The following is a 19,669-nucleotide window of genomic DNA, read 5'->3' as shown; positions in this document are numbered from 1 at the left end:
GGCATGGGGACGTACCGGGGGACCGCCGAGCTCGCTTGGCGATGGGTGCTGGATCAGGTTCGTGAGGACGACACCGGTGTGTGGATCCCGGAGTTTCCGGGCGGAGACCTGCCGGGTGACTGGCGTGACGGCATGTACGCCGGGGTCGGCGGGCTGGCGCACGTGCTGGCGGAGATCCGCCTGGACCGGGAGTGGACGGCGCGCGAAACGGAACTGGCGGAGGCCGTGGTGGCCAGGGTCCGGGGTAACGGGCCGGCCGAGGCCGGTTTCTTCGACGGGCTGGTCAGCGAGATCAGCGTGCTCACGACACTGGGCGCGCCGGGAGCGGACGAGACGGTTGCCAGGTTGCTCGAACTGTCCACACCGGACGGCTGGGTGCACGACCACTTCGTGCCGCCGCGGTTCCTGGACGGGGCCCGGTGTCACGACCTGACGGCGGGCACGGCCGGGGTGCTGCTGGGCGCGGTGTGGGCACGTCGTCACGGGGTGGCGGGCGCCGGGGAGCTCGCCGACGTCGCAGCCGGGATCCTGATGGCAGAACGGGAAGAGGTGCCCGGTGGGCTGAACTGGCGCATGGTGCCGGTGCGGTCGTGCGTCGAGCAGCGTGAGCTGCCCAACTTCTCGCACGGGCTCGCGGGCGTCGCGACGGCCCTCGCTCTGGCCGGGGCCGAGTTCGGGCGCCCGGACCTCGTCGAGGCCGCTGCCGCCGGCGCCGAGCACCTAGTGACGCTGGGCGACACGTCCGACGGCGGGTTTCGCGTGCCGTCGCGCATCCCGTCGCTGGAGGGCGTCGAGGAGTTCAGCTACGGCTGGTGCCACGGTCCGACCGGGACCTCGTTGCTGTGGCCCGCCTTGCGGCACGCGGGAGTGTCCGAGGTGGCCGGCGTGGACGTGGACGAGTGGCGTCGCCGGTGCCTGCACAGCATCCGCGTGTCCGGCCTGCCCGAACGGAAGTACCCCGGCTTCTGGGACAACGACGGCCGGTGCTGCGGGACGGCCGGGGTCGGCGACGTGCTGCTCGACTCGGGGCAGAACACCGGCTTCGCGCTGCACCTGGCCGACGTCGTGGTCGACAGGGCGATCCCGGACGGCGACGGGGTGTGCTGGCGGTTCACCGAGCACCGCAACGAAGAGCCGCTGCTCCCGCCCGGCGTCGGCTGGATGCAGGGGCGGCGGGCATCGCCGGGTTCCTGTTCCACGCCGCGCGGGTGGCCGAGGGTGATGCGCGGTCCGTGCCGCGCATCGACACCTGGTGGGCGCTCTAGCCGGGCTGCCAGCCGAGTTCCGGGCCGAGCTTCGTCGCGATGTCCGTGAGGATCTGCACGTAGTCCTCGTGGGCGAAGCTGAACGGCAGCGCGAACGCCACCTCGTCGACCTCCTGGAACGCGGCGTGCGCGTACAGCCGTTCGGCGATCTCCGCCGACGTGCCGACGATGTCGCCCTCGAACATGAAGTCGCGCGGCCCGAACGTCTTGCCCACCCGGTCCGCACGTCCGGCGACGTACGCCTCGTACTTCGCGCGTTGCTCGGGCGTGGCCGAGTCGGTCGGGATCACCACGAGCCCCTGGGAGACGCGGCCGCCGCCGTGCTCGCGGAACGTCTGGATGAGCGTGCGTTGGGTCTCCGCGAAGTCCAGCGACCCCTCGGACTGGATCACGTTGCTGGCCAGCAGATTCAGGCCCTGGGAGCCCGCCCACCTCGCCGAGCGCAGGCTGCCGCCGCCGTACCAGATCCGGTCGCGCAGCCCCGCCGCGTGCGGCTGGACGCGGTCCGACCAGACCTCGATGCCCTCGACGCCGCTGAACGACACGACCTTCTCACCGCCCACGAAGTCCAGCAGCCGCTGCACGCGGTCGTAGCTGAAGTTCTCGACGTCCGCGGTCTCCGGGTAGAGCACGCCCTTGACGTCGTCCCAGTGCATCGGCGGCCCGACGCTCACGCCGGGGTTGAGCCTGCCGCCGGACAGCACGTCGACCGTGGCCAGGTCCTCGGCGAGCCGCAGCGGGTTCTCCCAGCCCAGCGGGATGACCGCGGTGCCGAGCTGGATCCGGCTCGTGCGCTGGGTGGCGGCGGCGAGGACCGCGACCGGCGACGAGATGCCGAACTGCAGGTGGCGGTGCCGCACCCAGGCGCTGTCGAACCCGAGCTCCTCGCCCAGCACGATCACGTCGAGCGTGGACCGGTGGCCTGCTCCCGGGTCGTTCTCGTCGAACAGCCCGATGGTGAGAAAACCCAGCTTCCGCAACGGCTCTGACTTCCGCGGCACGACTCCTCCTCAGCGTCTCCCTCCGAGCTTAGATGACATCTCAACTAGTTCCAGATGCTGGAACGAAGGTGATCGCGAACGACGTCTTCCGCGCGTGCAGCCGGTGCTGCGGCAGCACGCCCGGCCCGCACGACGCCGTGCCGAGGCCGTGCTGGGCGAGGTCGAGGTTGAGGTACACGCGGTCACGGGGACGCAGTTCGTGGGTGTGCCGGGCCGCGTCGAGGTCCTCGCTGGTCCAGCGTCGCGCGGTGAAGTCGAACGTGGGCTCACCCTCGATCTTCAGCCCGCCGACGGTGAGCCAGCGGGTGTCGGCGCGGTTGCCGTTCTCCTGCGGGAACACGTACGGCGTCTGCAGCGCGTCCACCGTCGAGGAGAACCGGCCGACGCGGACGGCCTGGCGGCTGTCCGCGTACGCCTCACCGGGGCCCGCGCCGAACCACTCGACGGCGTCCGCCTCCGGCAGGGCCATCCGCAGGCCGAGGCGGGGGAGCGTGCACGGCCACTCGCCGTCCGGGGTGACGTCGACCTGGAGGCGCAGACGGTCGCTGTCGGCGGTCCAGCGGTAGTCGGCGAACATGCCGAAACCCCAGGCAGGAGGTGCGACGCGGGTGCGCACGACCAGCTCGGACCCGTCCGTGCGGACCTCGGTCACGCGGTGCTGGAGGCGGTGCAGACCGGCGTCGCGCCACGCCCGTTCCTCGGGGTGGTCGGAGCCCCGGTCGTTGTCGGTGGGAGCGCGCCAGAGGTCCAGTCGAGGGCCTTCCACGGAGATGTCGCCGATCCTGGTCAGGAGACCGGTGGCCAGGTCGAACTCACCGGGCCCCAGCCTTGCGGCACGCACGCGCTCTCGGGCGCTGAACGAGACCGGCGCCGCCTCCGAGAGGGCGATCTGACCCCAGGCGACGACGTGACCGGCCTCGCCCCAGGAGGTGGCGGTGGCCAGGGACGCACGAACCGTGAGCCAGCCTTCGCCGGACACCTCGGGAACCTCGGGCAGCGGCACGACGGCGTGCTCTCCCGCCCCGATCCGGGGTGCCGCGATCGAGCCGGAGGCGACCTCCACCCCGTCACCCTCGTACACCCAGTCGAAGAGCAGGTGGTCCAGCCCGGTGTGGTTGTAGAAGCTCTCGATCCGGATGCCGTCGTCGCCACCCGTGATCCGCACCGGCTCGAAGACCTTGGCGAACTCCGTCAGGCCCGGCGACGGCGTCCGGTCGGGGAACACCAGCCCGTCGATCACGAAGTTCCCGTCGTGCAACGGTTCCCCGAAGTCACCGCCGTACGCGAAGTGCCCGTCGCGCTCGATCCCGTGGTCGATCCACTCCCAGACGAACCCGCCCTGCACGGTCGGGTACCGCTCGAACAGCTCGCGGTACTCCAGCATCCCGCCCGGCCCGTTGCCCATGGCGTGTGCGAACTCGCACAGCACGAACGGCAGCCCGTGAGTGCGTGAACGGCCGATCTCGTCGACTTCTTCGTGCGAGGCGTACATGCGGCTGTAGACGTCGACGTACTCGCAGTCGAAGTCGCCCTCGTAGTGCACCGGACGTGAGGGGTCGCGGTCGCGGGTCCACGCCGCCATCGCCGCGAGGTTGCGGCCGGTGTGCGACTCGTTGCCCAGCGACCACAGCACGATCGACGGGTGGTTCTTGTCCCGCTCGACCATCCGCCGCATCCGGTCCACATAGGACTCGGCCCACCGCGGGTCGTCGCTGGGGTTGCCGGCCCAGCCCAGCTCACCGAACCCGTGCGTCTCCAGGTCGCACTCGTCGATCACCCACAGCCCGTGCTCGTCGCACAACGACAGGAAGTACGGGTCCGGCGGGTAGTGGCTGGTGCGCACGGCGTTGACGTTGTGCCGCTTCATGAGCAGCACGTCCTGCAACGCCACCTCTCGCGGCACCGCGCGGCCGAAGCGGGGGTGGTGCTCGTGCCGGTTCACGCCCCTGAACACGACACGAGCACCGTTCACGGTCAGCACGCCGTCGGAGATGGCGACTGTCCGGAAGCCGATCCGCACCGGAACACGTTCCGCTGAGGTGTGCACCACCCCGTCGTAGAGCCTCGGGCTCTCCGCGCTCCACGGCTCTACGGGCAGCGAGAACGACTGCCCCGGCAGGAGATCGCGCACGTCCAGTTCGGGGACGGTGAGCATCCCGCCCTCGACCGACAGCGTGCCCGAACCGGAGACGTGGTCGTAGGAGGCGTGGACCTGGTAGTCGGTGACCCCGCCACCTGGGCGCGACAGCAGCGACACCGAACGGAAGATCCCGGACATCCACCACATGTCCTGGTCTTCGAGGTAGCTGCCGGCCGACCACTGGTGCACGCGCACGGTCAGCACGTTCCCGGACGGCCGCAGGAGGTGTCCCACCTCGAACTCGCTGGGCAACCTGCTGCCACGGGTGACTCCGAGCTCGACGTCGTTGAGGTGGACCAGCCCGCACGAGTCGATGCCGTCGAAGCGCAGCACCGCCGGCTCGTCCGGCCAGGTGTCCGGCAGGTCGAACGTCAGCCGGTAGTCGCCCGTGGGGTTGTCGGAGGGCACGAACGGCGGCTCGACCGGGAACGGGTAGCGCACGTTCGTGTACGCGGGCGAGCCGTGGCCCTGCAGCTGCCAGTGCCCCGGCACGGTGATCGTGCCCCAGTCGCCTTCGCCGAGACGGAAGTCCCAGGTCCCGTCGAGCGACAGCGAGGCCGCGTCGGAGGTGAAGAACGCACGCGGTGGCACGGAACCGGTGCCGGGACCCATGTCTTCGAGGTAGGACAAGTGATTCAGCCCTTCACTGCGCCGGTGGCGATGTTGCGGATGAAGTGGCGCGCACCGATCAGGAACACGATCACCAGCGGTACGATCGCCACCAGCGTCCCGGCCATCACGACGGCGTAGTCCTGCAGGTACAGGCCGTTGAGCTGCGACAGCGCCACCTGCAGCGTCACGTGGTTCGAGTCGATCAGCACGACCAGCGGCCACAGGTAGTCGTTCCACGCGTTGACGAACGTGAAGATCCCGAGGAACGCCAGCGCGGGCCGCAGCACCGGCAGGCCGACCGAGAGGTAGGTGCGGAAGAAGCCCGCGCCGTCGACCCGTGCGGCCTCCAGCAGCTCGTCCGCGATGGCGCCGCGGGCGTACTGGCGCATCCAGAAGATGCCGAAGGCGTTGGCCGCCGCCGGGATGATCAGCGCGTTCAAGCTGCCGACCAGGCCGAACTTCGCCATCAGGTCGAACTGCGGGATCGCCGCGAGCTGGGTCGGCACGACGAACGTCGCCAGCAGGACTCCGAAGAGGACGTTGCTGCCCGGGAAGTCGTACTTGGCGAACGTGAAGGCCGCCAGCGAGTCGAAGAACAGCACCAGCACGGTCGTCGCGATCGCCACGACCAGCGTGTTGAGCACCGATCCGAAGAAGTCGACCTTCGCGAACACCTCACCGACGTTCTCGAGGAGGTGCCCGCCGAACCAGAACGTCGGCGGCGACGAGTAGATGTCCGCGGTGGTGTTCGAGGCCATCACCGCGAGCTGGTAGTAGGGGAACAGCGTGATCAGCGCGCCGACCACCATCGCGCCGTAGGTGAGGAGGGTGCCGGGTTTCGCGGTCCGGTTCACCTGTCGCCTCCGTTCACGCGGGCCGGGCGCTGCACGAGCCGCCAGTTGAGGATCGAGAACAGCACGACGACCACGAAGATGCCCCACGCGATGGCGGCGCCGTAGCCGAAGTCGTTGTCCGCGAACGCGGTGTTGTAGAAGTAGAGGACCATCGTCATGCCCGCGCCCTCGGGGCCGCCCCGGTCGCCGAGCAGCACCTGCGACTCGGTGAAGATCTGCAGGCCGCCGATCGCCGACATCACGACCGAGAACAGGATCACCGGGCGCAGCAACGGGAGCGTGACGCGGAAGAACGTCTGCACGGCGTTCGCGCCGTCGAGCTTCGCGGCCTCGTAGACGTCCTGGGGGAGCGCCTGCAGGCCCGCGAGCAGGATGATCGCGTTGTAGCCGGTCCAGCGCCAGACGATCATCAACGAGATCGCGACCCGGATCGCCCACGGATCGGTGAGCCACTGCACCGGGTCCACGCCGATCAGGCCCAGGAACCAGTTGAGGACACCGAACTCGCTGGAGAAGAACGACCCGAACACCAGCGACATCGCCACGATCGACGTGACGTTGGGCAGGAAGTACGCCACCCGCAGGAAACCCTTGTGGCGCACCGAGGAGTTGAGTCCCAGCGCGACGAGCATCGACAGCACCAGCATCGGGACCGTCGACATCACCCAGATGACCAGGGTGTTGCCGATCGCGTCCCAGAACGCGGTGTCGGTGAGGAGGAACGCGAAGTTCTCCAGCCCCACGAACTTCATCTCGCTGACGCCGTTCCACCGCTGCAGCGACAGCCACAGCGAGTAGACCACCGGGTAGAGCCCGAAGACGGCGAACAGCACGAAGAACGGCGCGATGGCCAGGTACTGCGGGAGGTACCTCCAGCGCCGGTTCGTGGTCATGCGAGCACCCCCTGCCGGCGCAGCAGCCGTTCGACGGCCGTCCGGGCGTCCTGCCACGCCTGGTCCGGGTCCTTGCCCGCGGACTCGACGTTGGCCAGCTCGTCGGTGTAGGTGTCGGAGATCGTGATGTCCCAGGGGGAGAAGTAGACGGGCTGGACCTTCTCCGCGATCTCGCCGAACACCTGGATCGAGGCCTGACCGCCGAAGAACTCCTCGGGCGCCAGCACGGACGGGTCGGAGTAGACCGACGGGCTGGACGGGAACAGGCCCAGCTCCACGTAGGCGGCCGCCTGGTTCTCCGGCGACATCAGCCACTTCACCACCTCGTAGGCACCTCGGGGATCGGGGCAGTACCTGGTGATCGCGAGGAACGAGCCGCCCTGGTTGCCGGGACCGCCGGGAGCCTGGCAGACGTGCCACCGGCCAGACGTGCCCGGCGCGGACTGCTTGAGGTTGCCGGTGATCCAGGAGGCGTTGACGAACGCGACCTCCTTGCCGTTCGTCCAGGCCGCGCGCCGGTCGACGCCCTCACCGGTGGCCGATCCCGCGTAGCCCGCGGTCAGGCCCATCCGGAACGCCGTCACCGCGCGGTCCCAGGCCCGCCGCACCTGCGACTGGTCGGCCAGGTAGCGGTTCTGCCGGTCGAGGTACTTCTGCTTCTCCTGCGCCAGCGAGTACGTGAACACCATCTTCGTGTCGGTGATCAGGTACCGCCCGGGCAGCTTGTCCTTGACCCGCTTCGCGAACTCGAAGTAGTCGTCCCAGGAGGACAGTGCGGCGGCCACCGCGGCGGGGTCGCTCGGCAGCCCGGCCTCGGCGAACAGGTCGTGCCGGTAGTAGAGCGCGGCCGGTCCGGTGTCGATCGGGAAGCCGAGCTGGAACCCGTCCGGACTGCGGCCCGCCTGCCACTTCCAGGGCAGGTAGCGCGCCTCGTCCTGCTTCGCGCCGAGCGCGTTGAGGTCGGCGAACCGGTCCGTGGCGCTGAAGTAGGTCGAGATGCCGTCACCGAGCATCGTGATGTCCGGCAGGTAGGCCTCGCCGGACAGTGCGGCGAGCAGTCGCCGGTTCAGTTCGCCGCTCACCTTGTTCGGTGTGAGGTGCTGGGCGGGGAAGCGCTGCACGGCCTCACCGAGCACCTTCTCCGACAGGCCGTTCGTGGAGTACCAGAGCGTGATCTTGCCCGGGTTGGCCGTGGTCGGACTGGTGCACGCGGTGGTGCCCAGTGCCGTTGCACCGAGTGCCGCCGCGCCGGCGAGGAACCTGCGTCGAGTCAACGTCATCGGGGACCCTCCGGAGAGCCCGTGAACGCTCCCGTGAACGTTCACGGATTGGCGCGAAGCATGAGCCGAACGCGTGACCGTGTCAAGGGTCAGGCTGACTCGCGCACTAACAGCACGCCGCTGACCAGCAGTTCTTCCTCGGGCAACGGTGTCTCGCCCGCGACCAGCCGGCCCGCCTGCTCGATGGCGAGTGCCCCGATCCGGCGGGTGTCGAGCGCGACGCTCGTGAGCGCCGGGTCGACGACGGTGCCGAGCTGGAGACCGTCGAACCCGACCACCGCGAGGTCCTGGGGGACGGCCTTGCCGAGCTTGCGGGCGGCCTTGAGCGCACCCATGGCGATGACGTCGTTGTAGGTGAAGACGGCGGTGAGGCCGGGGTGCTCGCCGAGGAGCTCGTGGAGCGCCTCCGCGCCGCCGTCGACCGACTGGACTGCGTTGCCGACGACGGGGGCGGTGAGCCCGTGGTCCTTCATCGCGTCGGCGAACCAGTCGCGGCGCAGGCTGGGTTCGGCGCGGCCCGCGTGGTCGAGCATGCCGATCCTGCGATGACCCGCGGCGACGAGGTGGTCGATGGCCTCGTGCACGCCCTTCTCGCCGTCGATGCGGATCGAGCTGAAGCGCGGCGTGTGGTGGTCACGCCCTATGAGCACCGCCGGCATGCCGCTGAGGTGCTTGTCGAGCTCGGCCTCGTCCAGGCTGAAGTAGCCGGCCACCGCGTCGACCTGGGACGTGACGACCCCCAGCGTGCCGCGTTCCTCGGTGATGCTGTCGGCGGTGTCGTAGACGATCACGTGCCAGCCGCGTGAGCGCGCGGCCTCCAGCGCCCCGGCCGCGACCTCGGTGAAGAACGGGTTGAGCAGGTCGGGGATGACGAGACCGATCGTGGTGCTGTCCTGCCGCACCAGGCCGCGCGCGAACCGGCTCGGCCGGTACCCGAGCTCCTGGGCTGCGTCGAGGACCCGCTGCTTGGTGCCGGCGTCGATCTCGCCCTTGTCGTTGAGCGCCCGCGACACCGTCTGCCGCGAGACCCCGGCGACCCGCGCGACGTCGTTGATCGTGACGCGCTTGCTCATGATCACCTCTCGTCCGACTGCGACCGAGTATGCAGGGCGTCGAGCACCACGGTGATCGCGGCGCGCGAGCCGCGGCGCACCGCCGCGGTGATCCTCCTCGTCACCGGCAGCTCCCTCGTGACCACGTCGAACCGGCGGTCGACGGCCAGCGCGGGCAGCACCGCCACCGCCAGACCGGCCTCGACGTGCTCGAGCGAGAGCATGTAGTTGCTGAACCGGCCGACGACCCGCGGCTCGAACCCCGCCTGCCGGCACAGCCGCGTCGCGAGCTTCGCCATGTAGGAGCCGGGGATGTCGAACGCCCACGGCTCGTCCTTGCACGCGGCGACGTCGGCCGCGGGGTGGTTCGGCGGCGTGACCAGCACGATCGGGTCCTGGCCGAGCGGCACGACGTCGATGTCGCGGGGGACCGGCAGCTCCACGAAGTCGGTCGTCGTGATGATCACGTCGACCTCTCCGGCGAGCAGCGCGGGCATGCTCGCGTGCGGTTCCAGCTCGACGATCTCGACCTGCAGGTGGGGGTGGCCGAGGCTCTGGATCGCGGGCACGGCGAGCGTGTGGATCGAGCTCTGGAACGCGCCGAGCCGGATGAGGCCCGACGGTTCGTCGTTCAGGCCTCTCAGCTCGGCCTCGACGGCCTCCATCTGGTCGAGGATCGACCGCGCCCGGCGCGCCAGGATCAGCCCGGCGGACGTGAGCCGGACGCGCCGCCCGGTCCGTTCGATCAGCTGCGTGCGCGTCTCGCTCTCCAGCACCGCGAGCTGCTGCGACACGCTGGAGGCGCTGAGGTTCGCGGCCTGCGCCACGGCCCGCACGGTGCCCAGCGCGTCGAGCTGGCTGAGCAGGCGCAGGCGCCACGGGTTGAGCGTCATGCTGTGCAGTATTTCCGAACAGCGAGCATGGGATTGTGAGATGGACCTGATGCTCACCCGGTTCTAGCTTGGGTCCATGGACACCTTCTGGGACGACGTCGACCGCCACCTCGTCCGCTACGGCGGCACGTTCACGCGCGAGATCATCGACAGCGCGTCGGGGAGCTTCCTGTTCACCGAGGACGGCCGCCGCGTCCTGGACTTCACGTCCGGGCAGATGAGCGCCATCCTCGGCCACTCCCACCCGCGCGTCGTCGAGACGGTGCAGCGCCAGATCGCGAACCTCGACCACCTGTTCAGCGGCATGCTCAGCCGGCCCGTCGTGGACCTGGCCCGGCGGCTCTCGGAGACGTTGCCCGAGTCGCTCTCGAAGGTGCAGCTGCTGACCACCGGTGCCGAGTCGAACGAGGCCGCGCTGCGCATGGCCAAGCTCGTGACCGGCAAGCACGAGGTCGTGGCGTTCGCCCGCTCGTGGCACGGCATGACCGCCGCCGCGGCCGCCGCGACCTACAGCGCGGGCCGCAAGGGCTACGGCCCCGCGACGCCCGGCAACTTCGCGATCCCCGCCCCGTCCGGTGACTGGCAGGCGCAGCTCGACCTGGCGTTCGACCTGATCGACGCGCAGTCCGTCGGCTCGCTGGCCGCGTGCATCGTCGAGCCGATCCTCTCGTCGGGCGGCATCCTGGAGCCGCCCTCGGGCTACTTCGCCGCGCTGTCCCAGAAGTGCCGTGAGCGCGGGATGCTGCTGATCATGGACGAGGCGCAGACCGGCCTGTGCCGCACGGGCAACTGGTACGCGTTCGAGCGCGACGGCGTGGTCCCGGACATCCTGACGCTCTCCAAGACCCTCGGCGCGGGGCTGCCTCTGGCCGCCGTGATCACGTCCGCGGAGATCGAGGCGGAGGCGCACGCCCGCGGCTACCTGTTCTTCACCACGCACGTGTCGGACCCGCTGGTCGCCGCCGTCGGCAACACGGTGCTGGACGTGCTGGCCGAGGAGCGGCTCGACGAACGGGCGGCGAAGCTCGGCGCGTTCCTGCGCAACGGGCTGGAGGACATCGCCGCTCGTCATGACCTCGTGACGGACGTGCGTGGGCGTGGGCTGCTGGTGGGACTGGAGATCGCGGACGAGTCGCTGAGCGCGCCGATCACCCAGAAGTGCCTGGACCTGGGACTGCACATGAACATCGTGCAGATCCCCGGGATGGGCGGGGTGTTCCGGATCGCGCCGCCGCTGACGGCGACCGAGGAGGAGCTGGCGCTGGGTGTCGGCATCCTGGACGAGGCGATCGCCGCGGCCTGACCACATGGCCATCCGCCTCGGTCCGACGGTCGAGGCGGACGGCCCGCCGGCTCTCCTACGATCGCCCGCATGCGCGCACACCACCGGCCGTTCGCCGCCACCGCGATCGTCTGCGCGGCCGTGCTGGTCGTGACCGGTCTCAGCAACGGGTTCAGCCGGGCGTTCTTCCAGGACGCTCCCGGGGTCGGCCACACCGTGCTGAGGACCCCGCCGGTGACGGCCGTCCAGGCGCTCCTCGTGCTGGGAGTCGTCTTCTGGCTGGCCTGGAAGGCGCCGCTCCGGCCGGCGGTGGTGTCGATCGCCGCGCTGGAACTGGTGTCCGCGCACGCCACCTGGGTGAGCTTCCGCCTCACCTACCTCCCGCTGGTGCTGCTGGCCGGCTTGACCGCCGTGGGTGCAGGGCAGTACGCGCGTCTGCTGGAGCGGTCACGGGCTGAACGTGCGGCTGCGGCCGAGGAACGGGCGCGGCGCGACGAACGCCTCGACATGGCGCGCGAACTGCACGACGTGGTGGCCCATCACGTGACGGGCATGCTGGTGCAGGCCCAGGCGGCGCTCGTCGTGGCGGAGCAGGACAAGGACAAGGCCTGCACGATGCTGAACGGCATCGTCGACGGCGGCACCGACGCGCTGGGCGCGATGCGCCTGATGGTCAAGACGTTGCGGGACAACGGTGTCGCGGCCGCGACCAGCGATCTCTCCGCCGACCTGCTGCACCTCGTGGAGAAGTCGGGGCTCGAGGTGCGCGCGAACGTCGAGCTCGCCGCGGACGTGCCACCCGAGCTGGGACGGTCGGTGCTCCGGCTGGTGCAGGAGGCGCTGACCAACGTCCGCAAGCACGCTGTCGACGCCACTTCGGTGGAGGTGGACGTGCGGCTGACCGCCGAAGCCGTTCTGCTGTCCGTTGTGGACAACGGCAGGGCGCGGCCCTCGCACTCCGGCGGGTTCGGGCTGGTGGGCATGAGGGAACGGGTGAGCGAGCTGGGCGGGCGGTTCTTCGCGGGCGCCACCGGTGAGGGCTGGCTCGTCACCGCCGAGCTGCCGCTGGGGGTGCGCGCGTGATCTCCGTGCTCATCGCCGAGGACCAGGACATGGTGCGGGCCGGGTTCCGTCTGATCCTGGAGGCGCAGCCGGACATCAGCGTCGTCGCCGACGTGGCGGACGGGATCAGCGCCGTCGAGCAGGCGCGTGCGCTGGATCCGGAGGTGTGCCTTGTGGACGTGCGGATGCCGGGCCTCGACGGTCTGGAGGTCACCCGGCAGCTCGCGCCGCACACCCGTGTCGTGGTCGTGACGACGTTCGACAGCGACGAGGTGTTGAACAAGGCGCTGGACCTCGGCGCGTGCGGGTTTCTCACGAAGGACGCGTCGCCGGGGTTGCTGGCCGAGGCCGTCAGATCGGCGGCGCGTGGAGATGTTCTCGTGTCGCCCCAGGTGGTTCTGCGGGTGTTGCGGCGGTCGACGCCGCCGGTCGCGTCCGCCGACGCCCAGGTGCTGAGCGAGCGTGAGCTCGAGGTCGTGCGTCAGGTCGCGAAAGGCTTGAGCAACAACGAGATCGCGGCCTCGCTGAAGGTCTCCGTGTCGTCGGTCAAGGCCTACCTGGCGTCCGTGCAGACCAAGGTGGGGGCGCGCAACCGCGTCGAGATCGTCGCGTGGGCGTTCCGCGCACACGTGGTGGCCGGCTGACCATGGCCATCCGGCCAGTCGCGGTTCGGTGGCAGGCCCGACGGCCATGATCTCGGTGCTCTCCGGCTGATCCTGAGGCACCCCTTGGAGCAGCAGGGTTCTCCTCGTGAGAAACCTCTGGGGCGCAACGGTTGCCGGTCTGCTCATCTGGGTCCTGTTCCGCACTTTCGGCACCGGTGTGCTGGACCTGCGCGTGTACCTCGCGGGCGGCGAGGCGTGGCTCGCGGGCACGGACCTGTACACCGCGAACTTCCACGCCCCGAGAGGCCTGCGGTTCACCTACCCGCCGTTCGCGGCGATGCTGTTCGGCGTTCTCACGCCACTGCCTCTGGCGTTGGCGGCGCTGCTGTTCACGGCGCTGGGCATCGGTCTCTTCACCGCGGCGGCCCGCCTCTGGGCGGGCTTCGGCCTGGCCGCGGTGTTCCTGCTGCTCGAACCCCTGCGCATCACCCTCGACCTGGGCCAGGTCAACCTGATCCTGCTCGGCCTGGTCGCCCTGGACTGCCTGCTGCCGCGCACGTTCTGGCCACGCGGACTGCTCGTCGGCCTTGCCGCCGCGATCAAGCTGACCCCGGCCGTGTTCGTGCTGTTCTTCCTGTGCCGCGGGCGATGGCGGCCCGCGCTGACCGCCGTGGTGACGTTCGTGGGGTGCGCCGTGCTCGCACCTGGTCAGGCGAAACAGTTCTGGTTGCACGCGATGCTCGACCCGGAACGCGTCGGTGGCCTCGCCTACAGCGCCAACCAGTCGTTGCGCGGCCTGCTGTTCCGGCTCGGCGCACCGGAGTTCGTGTGGTTCGTCGCGGTGGTGGCGGTGCTGGTGTTGACGGTCGTGGTGCTGCCGCGCCTGCGGGACGACCTGACGGCTCTCGTGGCGACCGCGGCGGCCGGGTTGCTGATCTCGCCGGTGTCCTGGTCGCACCACTGGGTGTGGATCGCGCCCGCGCTGGTGTTGCTGCGCGGCAAGGCTCGGATCGCGGTCGCGGCGGTGTTCGCGGTCGGCCCGCACTGGCTGATGCCGACCGCGGGGGACGAGGAGCTGGGGTGGACGTGGTGGCAGCACGTCGTCGGCAACACCTACGTCTGGCTGGGCCTCGCGTTCCTCGGCTGGTGCGCCGTGCGGGCCGGGCAGAGGCGGCTGAACGGGACTCCCGCCCGGATTCCCGTTCAGCCACCGGTCTGGTGACGCGCCCCGGAACGCCGGCGAGGCGGCGTTCCGGGCCACACGACTACCGAGCGAACTGGAACCAGTTCACGTTCGCCAGGTCACCACCCGTGCCGCCGGTGGCCACCAGGTACAGCCGGTGCACCCCGGTGGCGCCGGACGCGGCCGAGGTGCGGCTGGTCCACGTCTGCCACCCGCCCGTGCTCGCCGCCGAGACCGTCGCGACCAGCGGGCCGGTCGGGCTGTCGAGGCGGAACTGCAGGCTGCCGTTCGCGGTGGAGCCGGACGCGAGCCGCGTCGTCACCGAGGTCGGTGGCGTGGCACCGAAGTCGACGTCCGCATAGGCCACGTGGTCGCCCGGCGTCAGGTAGCCGACGTTCTGCCCGCAGCCCGAGTCGGTGCACCGCTCGACCTGCGTGCCGCGCTGCTCGTCGTAGTACGAGGCGCCGATGATCCCGTACGCGTTCTGCGTGGCCGGGAACTGCGCGCCGAAGCCGTACGCGAACAGGGGAGCCTTGCCGTCTCCGACGTTGATCGGCTGCTGCGAGGCGCTCTGCATCCACGTGAACGGCAGCGTGCCGGTCGGCCTGTGGTCGCCGAAGAGCACGTCCGCGACGCCGTTGCCCTCGGTGCCCGGCAGCCAGGCCGCGACCAGGGCGTGCCACTGCGGCAGCTGCGCCGCGATGTCCAGCGGGCGGCCGGACACGAGCACCACGACGACCGGGACACCGGTGGCGCGCAGGGTGTTCAGGGTCGCGATGTCCTCGGCGTCGAGCCCGAGACCGCCCGGGCGGTCACCCGCGCCCTCGGTGTACGGGGTCTCGCCGATGACGGCGACCGCGGCCTGGTACGTGCCGTCGATACCGGTGCCGTTGCGGTTGTACGTCACCGTCGTGGACGACGACACGGCGCTTCGGATGCCCTGCAGCACAGTGGTTCCCGGCGTCACCGGACCGCTGCCGCCCTGCCAGGAGATCGTCCAGCCGCCGCTCTGGTAGCCGATGTTGTCCGCGCTCTTGCCCGCCACGAAGATCTTCGACGAGGTCTTCGACAGCGGCAGCACGCCGTTCTGGTTCTTCAGCAGCACCTGCGACTTGCGCACGGCCTCACGGGCCAGCGCGCGGTGCGCGGCGTTGCCGACGGTCGGCGTGTACGAGCGGTCGGTCAGGGGCTTCTCGAAGAGGCCGAGCTCGAACTTCTTGGTGAGGATGCGGCGGTTGGCGTCGTCGATGCGCGACATCGGCACGCGGCCTGCCTGCACCTCCTGCTTGAGGTAGGTGATGAACTGACGCCACGCGGTCGGCACCATGATCATGTCGAGGCCGGCGTTGATCGAGTCGCGCACCTCGGCGGCGGTGAAGCCGGCCTGGCCGTCGATCTGGTCGATGGCGTTCCAGTCCGAGACGACGAGGCCGCTGAAGCCGAGCTCGTTCTTCAGCACGTCGGTGATCAGGTACTTGTGGCCGTGCAGCTTCGTGCCGTTCCAGCTGCTGTAGGTGATCATCACCGACCCGACGCCCTTGGCGATGGCGTCGCGGAACGGCGGCAGGTGCGTCGCCCGCAGCTCGGCCTCGCTGACCTGCGTGTTGCCCTGGTCGGTGCCGTTGGTCGTGCCGCCGTCACCGATCCAGTGCTTGGCCGTGGCGAGCACCGAGCCGGAGTCCGACAGCTTCGAGCCCTGCAGGCCGGTGATCATCGTCGTCATCGACGTGGCGTCCTGGGGCGTCTCGCCGAACGACTCGTAGGTGCGGCCCCAGCGGTCGTTGCGCGCGACGCACAGGCACGGCGCGAAGTCCCAGTCGATGCCGGTGCCCGACACCTCCTCGGCGGTGGCGCGGCCGATCCGTTGCACGAGACCGGGGTCCCGCGTCGCGCCCAGGCCGATGTTGTGCGGGAAGATCGTGGCGCCGACGACGTTGTTGTGGCCGTGCACGGCGTCCACGCCGTAGATCATGGGAATTCCCAGCGGCGTGGCCATCGCCGCGCGCTGGAAGTCGTCGTACATGTTCGCCCACGACGTGGCGTTGTTCGGCGAGGGCGCGGAACCGCCGCCGGACAACAGCGAGCCGATGCGGAAGTTCGTCAGGTCGGCGTTGCTGACCGCGTTGCGCTCGGCCTGCGTCATCTGCCCGACCTTCTCGTCGAGCGACATGCGGCCCAGCAGGTCGGCGACGCGCGCCGGGATCGGCTGGGTCGGGTCCTTGTAGATCGGATCGGCCGCGGCGGCCGTTCCGGTGGGGATGACGGCGGCACCGAGCAGAAGTGCGGCCGCGAGGAACTTTCTCACAGGGCAGACCTCCGGGGGACGAGGTCCTGTTTACCTTGCGGCACAACAGGGTTGGCCGGAGCGTAACCCGCATCGACAAAGTGGTATAGACCATGGGGGAACCGGAACGAGTACCGGTTCCCCCGCTGGTCCTATCGGCACCAGGACTGGACCTGCTCCTCGAAGCCGGGGAACTCCGCCCGCGCCGCCGCCAGCACCTCGGCGGGCGTGCGAGGTTCGATCCCGGAGTACTTCTCCGCCACGGCACGCAGTTCCGCGTTCGGCACTCCGCTCTCCGTCCCGAACTCGACGGCCTCCTGCGGCCCCACGCCACCCGCGAGCAGCCAGAGGAACTCGCCCAGGTTCGTCGCCACGGGCCCGACCTCGCCCTCCGACCCGAAGAACATGACGGGCTGCGCGGTCAACGGCCCCTCCCGCACCAGCCACAGCACGGCCAGCCCGCCGGTGCCGTCCTTGCCGAAGAGCCGGAACCGGGCACTGTCGAGCTCCGGGTTGCCCGTCCAGAGCCGGAGCCAGTCGGCCGTGTCCTCGGCCGACTCGAACTCCTCGTACGGCTCGTAGTCGATGTTGCCCGGCGAGGGCACGTCGGCCTTCTCGTCGTACTCCCAGGGGAAGTCGATGCCGCTCAGAGCGGCCAGCGCGGCGGGGAAGGCGCGGTCGTCGGTGATCTCCACCCGCGCACGCTACTTCAACGGATCGGCGGCCGACGGCGTCTTGGACCAGGAGAGGAGTCCGACATGCCTGTGCCCGGATGGTGGGGCCACATCACCAAACGCGTGTTCCACCCGCACGCGTTGAAGAGCGGCAAGTGGGCGGTGCTCACCCACGTCGGTCGCAGCTCGGGAATGCTCTACCGCACTCCGATGGAGGCGCACCCGGTCGAGGGCGGCTACCTGGTCGTCCTGGTCCGCGGATCGCGGTCCGACTGGGTGCGCAACGTCATGGCCGCCGGCCACGCGCAGCTCACGGTCGACGGCGAGGACGTCGAGGTGTCCGCGCCGCGGGTGGTGAGCGAGGCGGAGGCGTCCGCGGCGCTGGCCGAGGGGGTGGAGCGGCCGCCGAAGTCTCTCCGCGTCACCGAGTTCCTGAGGATGGACCTCGTCTCGAAGTGACGCGCCGCTACCCGTGTGATGGAAGATTTGGCAGCCCTCCTGGCCGTAGCTTGGACTGACGGGGAGGTCGGGACCAGTGCGAAATGTTATGTCGGGCAGTGCGGGCAGGGTGGTGCAGGCGTCGTCGATCGGCACGGTGAACCTGCACCACCAAGAGCCGATACCCGTGCCGTTCCAACTGCCGCCCGCACCGCGCTGCTTCGTGAGCAGGCAGGACGAGCTCGCGGCGCTGGAGGGCTGGCCGTTGCTGGTGATCAGCGGGCCGGGCGGGGTGGGAAAGACGTCACTCGCATTGCGGTGGCTGCACGACCGGCGCCGGGAGTTCCCGGACGGCCAGCTCTACGTCGACCTGGGCGCGCACTCGCCGGACGGCCCGGTCGCGCCCGAGGACGCCCTGGAGTGGTTCCTGCACGCGTTCGGGATGCGAGACGTGCCGGGGTCGCTCGCCGCGAGGCAGGGGTTGTTCCGCTCGGTCACCGCCGGCCTCGCCTTCTCGGTGCTGCTGGACAACGCGGTGTCATCCGCCCAGGTCAGACCGCTGCTGCCGGCCTCGGGAACGGTCGTGGTCACCAGCCGGTGGCGGCTGAGCCCGCTCGGCATCGACGGCGCGCGGTTCGTCGAGGTCGAGCCGCTCGGGCAACGGGACTCCGTGCGGCTGCTCGAAGAGCTCGTCCAGGACGACCGGCTCACCGCCGAACCCGACGCCGCGGGCGAGCTGGCCAGGCTCTGCGGCGGGCTCCCGGTCGCGCTGTCGGTCGTCGGCGCGCGGTTGGCGGCTCGGCCGCGGCGATCACTCGGACGGGAGCTGACCGAGTTGCGCGATGACCGCCTGCCGGAGCTGGACGACGACGCGTCGGTCGCCGCGGTGCTCGACCTGTCCTATGTGGACCTCCCCGCTCGGCAGGCTCGGCTGTACCGTCTGTGCGCATGGTTGCCGGGCGCGGGTTTCGGGACGGAGCCCGCCGCGGCCATGGTGGGCGACCAGGTCGATGCCGTTGCGGAGGCGCTGGAAGAACTGGTGGAGAAGAACCTTCTGATCGAGATCGCCGACAACCGCTTCCGCTACCACGACATGCTCCGGACCCACGCGCGCACCAAGGCCGACTCGTCCCTGGAAGCAGGGCTCCGGCGGATGATCGAGTGGTGCATCGCGTCTGCGGTCTCCGCCGACCTGGCCGTGATGCCGGACCGTCAGCGAATCGGACCGGCCTACCGCGAGGCCGAGCCGATGGGAGACGGTGCCGCCGAATGGCTGGAGCTGGAACGAGTGAACCTCGTCGCGGCCGTGCGGTGTGCCCACGAGCACGGCTGGCCCGATCTGGTCTGGCAGCTGTGCGAGGCGATGTGGCACCTCTTCATCAAGGGGCACCACTACGTCGACTGGGTGGAGACCCATCGGCTCGCCATCCCTGCGGCGCGCCAGTCGGGGAATCCGGTGGCGGCGGCGAGGCTCGGGACCCGGCTCGCGATGGCCTACCTCAACCTCGGCCACTACGAGGAGGCCACGGCCGAGCTCGAGACCGTGCTGGCGGCGGGTCTCGGCGACCCGGTGAGCGAGCCCTCGGCATTGTCGTTGCTCGGCCGGGCTCACCTCGAACGAGGGGACCCGGCCGGTGCGCTCGACTGCTACCGGCGGGTGCTCGCCGCGCGCGACGAACCAGGCCGTGAGCGCGGCGTCGCCATGGCACGCCGGCGGATCGGTCAGGCGTTGATCGAGCTGGGCCGTGCCGGAGAGGCGATCGCGGAGCTCGAACTGGCCGAGTCGCTGCTCACCGATCCCGCCGAACGGGCGCGGGTGCGCACGTTCCTCGCGCGGGCCTGTGCGGATGCAGGCGAACGCGATCGCGCGAGGTCGTTGCTCGACTCGGCCAGCAACGACCTGCGCACGTCACCGTTCGATCGCGCGGACGCCCTGGTGCTGCTGGGCACGCTCGCGGACGACCACGAGCAGGCCCGGGAGCATTACGGCGCCGCGCTCGCGTGCTTCCGCGACCCGTCCGATCCTGCGGCAGTCCGCGTGCGAGACCTGCTGGAACGGCACGAGCACCGCCTCGCAGCCGAGGTGATCCCCGAGCAGCCGAACGGCGAGCAGCACCGCGATCCCCGCTGACGGCACCGGCGGGCACACCA

General features: G+C 70.3%; 16 protein-coding genes and 1 pseudogene. 7 read left to right on the top strand and 10 right to left on the bottom strand.

Annotated features, from left to right (window positions below):
• Positions 1-3 precede the first annotated feature (3 nt).
• Positions 4-1,314: a lanthionine synthetase LanC family protein gene (locus tag ACWF7A_RS02020; RefSeq protein ID WP_452248520.1), complete on the top strand. Its 1,311-nt coding sequence runs from the start codon at positions 4-6 to the stop codon at positions 1,312-1,314.
• On the opposite strand, the gene ACWF7A_RS02015 is transcribed toward ACWF7A_RS02020, so the two are convergent.
• The 7 genes from ACWF7A_RS02015 to ACWF7A_RS01985 form a co-directional block, all read right to left on the bottom strand.
• Positions 1,262-2,266 carry an LLM class flavin-dependent oxidoreductase gene (locus ACWF7A_RS02015; protein ID WP_452248519.1) on the bottom strand — a complete coding sequence of 335 codons (1,005 nt, stop codon included), beginning with the start codon at positions 2,264-2,266 and terminating at the stop codon, positions 1,262-1,264. The two genes, ACWF7A_RS02020 and ACWF7A_RS02015, sit on opposite strands and share 53 nt — an antisense overlap.
• Positions 2,267-2,306: 40 nt before the next feature.
• A complete protein-coding gene (locus tag ACWF7A_RS02010) occupies positions 2,307-5,036 on the bottom strand; it encodes a glycoside hydrolase family 2 TIM barrel-domain containing protein (RefSeq protein ID WP_452248518.1) in 2,730 nt (909 codons plus the stop codon).
• 5 nt (positions 5,037-5,041) lie between these two features.
• A complete protein-coding gene (locus ACWF7A_RS02005; protein WP_452248517.1) occupies positions 5,042-5,872 on the bottom strand; it encodes a carbohydrate ABC transporter permease in 831 nt (276 codons plus the stop codon).
• A complete protein-coding gene (locus tag ACWF7A_RS02000; RefSeq protein ID WP_452248516.1) occupies positions 5,869-6,765 on the bottom strand; it encodes a carbohydrate ABC transporter permease in 897 nt (298 codons plus the stop codon). The genes ACWF7A_RS02005 and ACWF7A_RS02000 overlap by 4 nt, the downstream gene beginning before the upstream one ends.
• Positions 6,762-8,045, bottom strand: a complete 1,284-nt coding sequence (locus ACWF7A_RS01995; RefSeq protein ID WP_452248515.1) for an extracellular solute-binding protein — start codon at positions 8,043-8,045, stop codon at positions 6,762-6,764. The genes ACWF7A_RS02000 and ACWF7A_RS01995 overlap by 4 nt, the downstream gene beginning before the upstream one ends.
• 89 nt (positions 8,046-8,134) lie before the next feature.
• Complete coding sequence (locus tag ACWF7A_RS01990) at positions 8,135-9,118, bottom strand: LacI family DNA-binding transcriptional regulator (RefSeq protein WP_452248514.1); 984 nt, start codon at positions 9,116-9,118, stop codon at positions 8,135-8,137.
• A 2-nt stretch (positions 9,119-9,120) separates the two neighbouring features.
• Positions 9,121-9,990: a LysR substrate-binding domain-containing protein gene (locus tag ACWF7A_RS01985; RefSeq protein WP_452248513.1), complete on the bottom strand. Its 870-nt coding sequence runs from the start codon at positions 9,988-9,990 to the stop codon at positions 9,121-9,123.
• 76 nt (positions 9,991-10,066) lie between these two features.
• On the opposite strand from ACWF7A_RS01985, the gene ACWF7A_RS01980 reads away from it, so the two are divergent.
• The 4 genes from ACWF7A_RS01980 (at position 10,067) to ACWF7A_RS01965 (ending at position 14,161) form a co-directional block, all read left to right on the top strand.
• Entirely contained in the window at positions 10,067-11,293 is a 1,227-nt protein-coding gene (locus tag ACWF7A_RS01980) for an aspartate aminotransferase family protein (protein ID WP_452248512.1), read from the top strand.
• Between the two features lie 69 nt (positions 11,294-11,362).
• Positions 11,363-12,355, top strand: a complete 993-nt coding sequence (locus ACWF7A_RS01975) for a sensor histidine kinase (protein WP_452248511.1) — start codon at positions 11,363-11,365, stop codon at positions 12,353-12,355.
• Complete coding sequence (locus ACWF7A_RS01970; RefSeq protein ID WP_452248510.1) at positions 12,352-12,978, top strand: response regulator; 627 nt, start codon at positions 12,352-12,354, stop codon at positions 12,976-12,978. Before ACWF7A_RS01975 ends, ACWF7A_RS01970 begins: the two co-directional genes overlap by 4 nt.
• Positions 12,979-13,084: 106 nt before the next feature.
• Positions 13,085-14,161 (top strand): glycosyltransferase 87 family protein, encoded by a 1,077-nt coding sequence (locus tag ACWF7A_RS01965; protein ID WP_452248509.1) that lies wholly within the window; start codon positions 13,085-13,087, stop codon positions 14,159-14,161.
• Between the two features lie 43 nt (positions 14,162-14,204).
• Here ACWF7A_RS01965 and ACWF7A_RS01960 read toward each other — a convergent pair whose 3' ends face one another.
• From ACWF7A_RS01960 to ACWF7A_RS01950, 3 genes and pseudogenes are all read right to left on the bottom strand, one after another.
• The gene (locus ACWF7A_RS01960; protein ID WP_452248901.1) at positions 14,205-14,591 is read right to left on the bottom strand and encodes a carbohydrate-binding protein; all 387 of its coding nucleotides are present in this window, start codon (positions 14,589-14,591) and stop codon (positions 14,205-14,207) included.
• Positions 14,592-14,618: 27 nt separating this feature from the next.
• Positions 14,619-16,427: pseudogene (locus ACWF7A_RS01955) on the bottom strand (glycoside hydrolase family 3 protein); the annotation flags it as partial.
• A 131-nt stretch (positions 16,428-16,558) separates the two neighbouring features.
• The gene (locus ACWF7A_RS01950) at positions 16,559-17,101 is read right to left on the bottom strand and encodes an SMI1/KNR4 family protein (protein ID WP_452248508.1); all 543 of its coding nucleotides are present in this window, start codon (positions 17,099-17,101) and stop codon (positions 16,559-16,561) included.
• 63 nt (positions 17,102-17,164) lie between these two features.
• On the opposite strand from ACWF7A_RS01950, the gene ACWF7A_RS01945 reads away from it, so the two are divergent.
• Both ACWF7A_RS01945 and ACWF7A_RS01940 read left to right on the top strand, forming a co-directional pair.
• Entirely contained in the window at positions 17,165-17,539 is a 375-nt protein-coding gene (locus ACWF7A_RS01945; protein ID WP_452248507.1) for a nitroreductase family deazaflavin-dependent oxidoreductase, read from the top strand.
• 88 nt (positions 17,540-17,627) lie between these two features.
• Positions 17,628-19,649 carry an ATP-binding protein gene (locus ACWF7A_RS01940; RefSeq protein ID WP_452248506.1) on the top strand — a complete coding sequence of 674 codons (2,022 nt, stop codon included), beginning with the start codon at positions 17,628-17,630 and terminating at the stop codon, positions 19,647-19,649.
• The last annotated feature ends 20 nt before the right edge of the window (positions 19,650-19,669 follow it).

The sequence above is a fragment of the Lentzea sp. NPDC055074 genome (assembly GCF_053608005.1).
This window is presented reverse-complemented; position numbering and strand designations above follow the sequence as displayed.

Excerpts from the sequence above, each read along its gene's own strand:
- ACWF7A_RS01985 (WP_452248513.1), bottom strand. The coding sequence starts at position 9,990 with ATGACGCTCAACCCGTGGCGCCTGCGCCTGCTCAGCCAGCTCGACGCG.
- ACWF7A_RS01945 (WP_452248507.1), top strand. The coding sequence starts at position 17,165 with ATGCCTGTGCCCGGATGGTGGGGCCACATCACCAAACGCGTGTTCCAC.
- ACWF7A_RS01975 (WP_452248511.1), top strand. The coding sequence starts at position 11,363 with ATGCGCGCACACCACCGGCCGTTCGCCGCCACCGCGATCGTCTGCGCG.
- ACWF7A_RS01990 (WP_452248514.1), bottom strand. The coding sequence starts at position 9,118 with ATGAGCAAGCGCGTCACGATCAACGACGTCGCGCGGGTCGCCGGGGTC.
- ACWF7A_RS02000 (WP_452248516.1), bottom strand. The coding sequence starts at position 6,765 with ATGACCACGAACCGGCGCTGGAGGTACCTCCCGCAGTACCTGGCCATC.
- ACWF7A_RS01995 (WP_452248515.1), bottom strand. The coding sequence starts at position 8,045 with ATGACGTTGACTCGACGCAGGTTCCTCGCCGGCGCGGCGGCACTCGGT.
- ACWF7A_RS01940 (WP_452248506.1), top strand. The coding sequence starts at position 17,628 with ATGTCGGGCAGTGCGGGCAGGGTGGTGCAGGCGTCGTCGATCGGCACG.
- ACWF7A_RS01980 (WP_452248512.1), top strand. The coding sequence starts at position 10,067 with ATGGACACCTTCTGGGACGACGTCGACCGCCACCTCGTCCGCTACGGC.
- ACWF7A_RS02020 (WP_452248520.1), top strand. The coding sequence starts at position 4 with ATGGGGACGTACCGGGGGACCGCCGAGCTCGCTTGGCGATGGGTGCTG.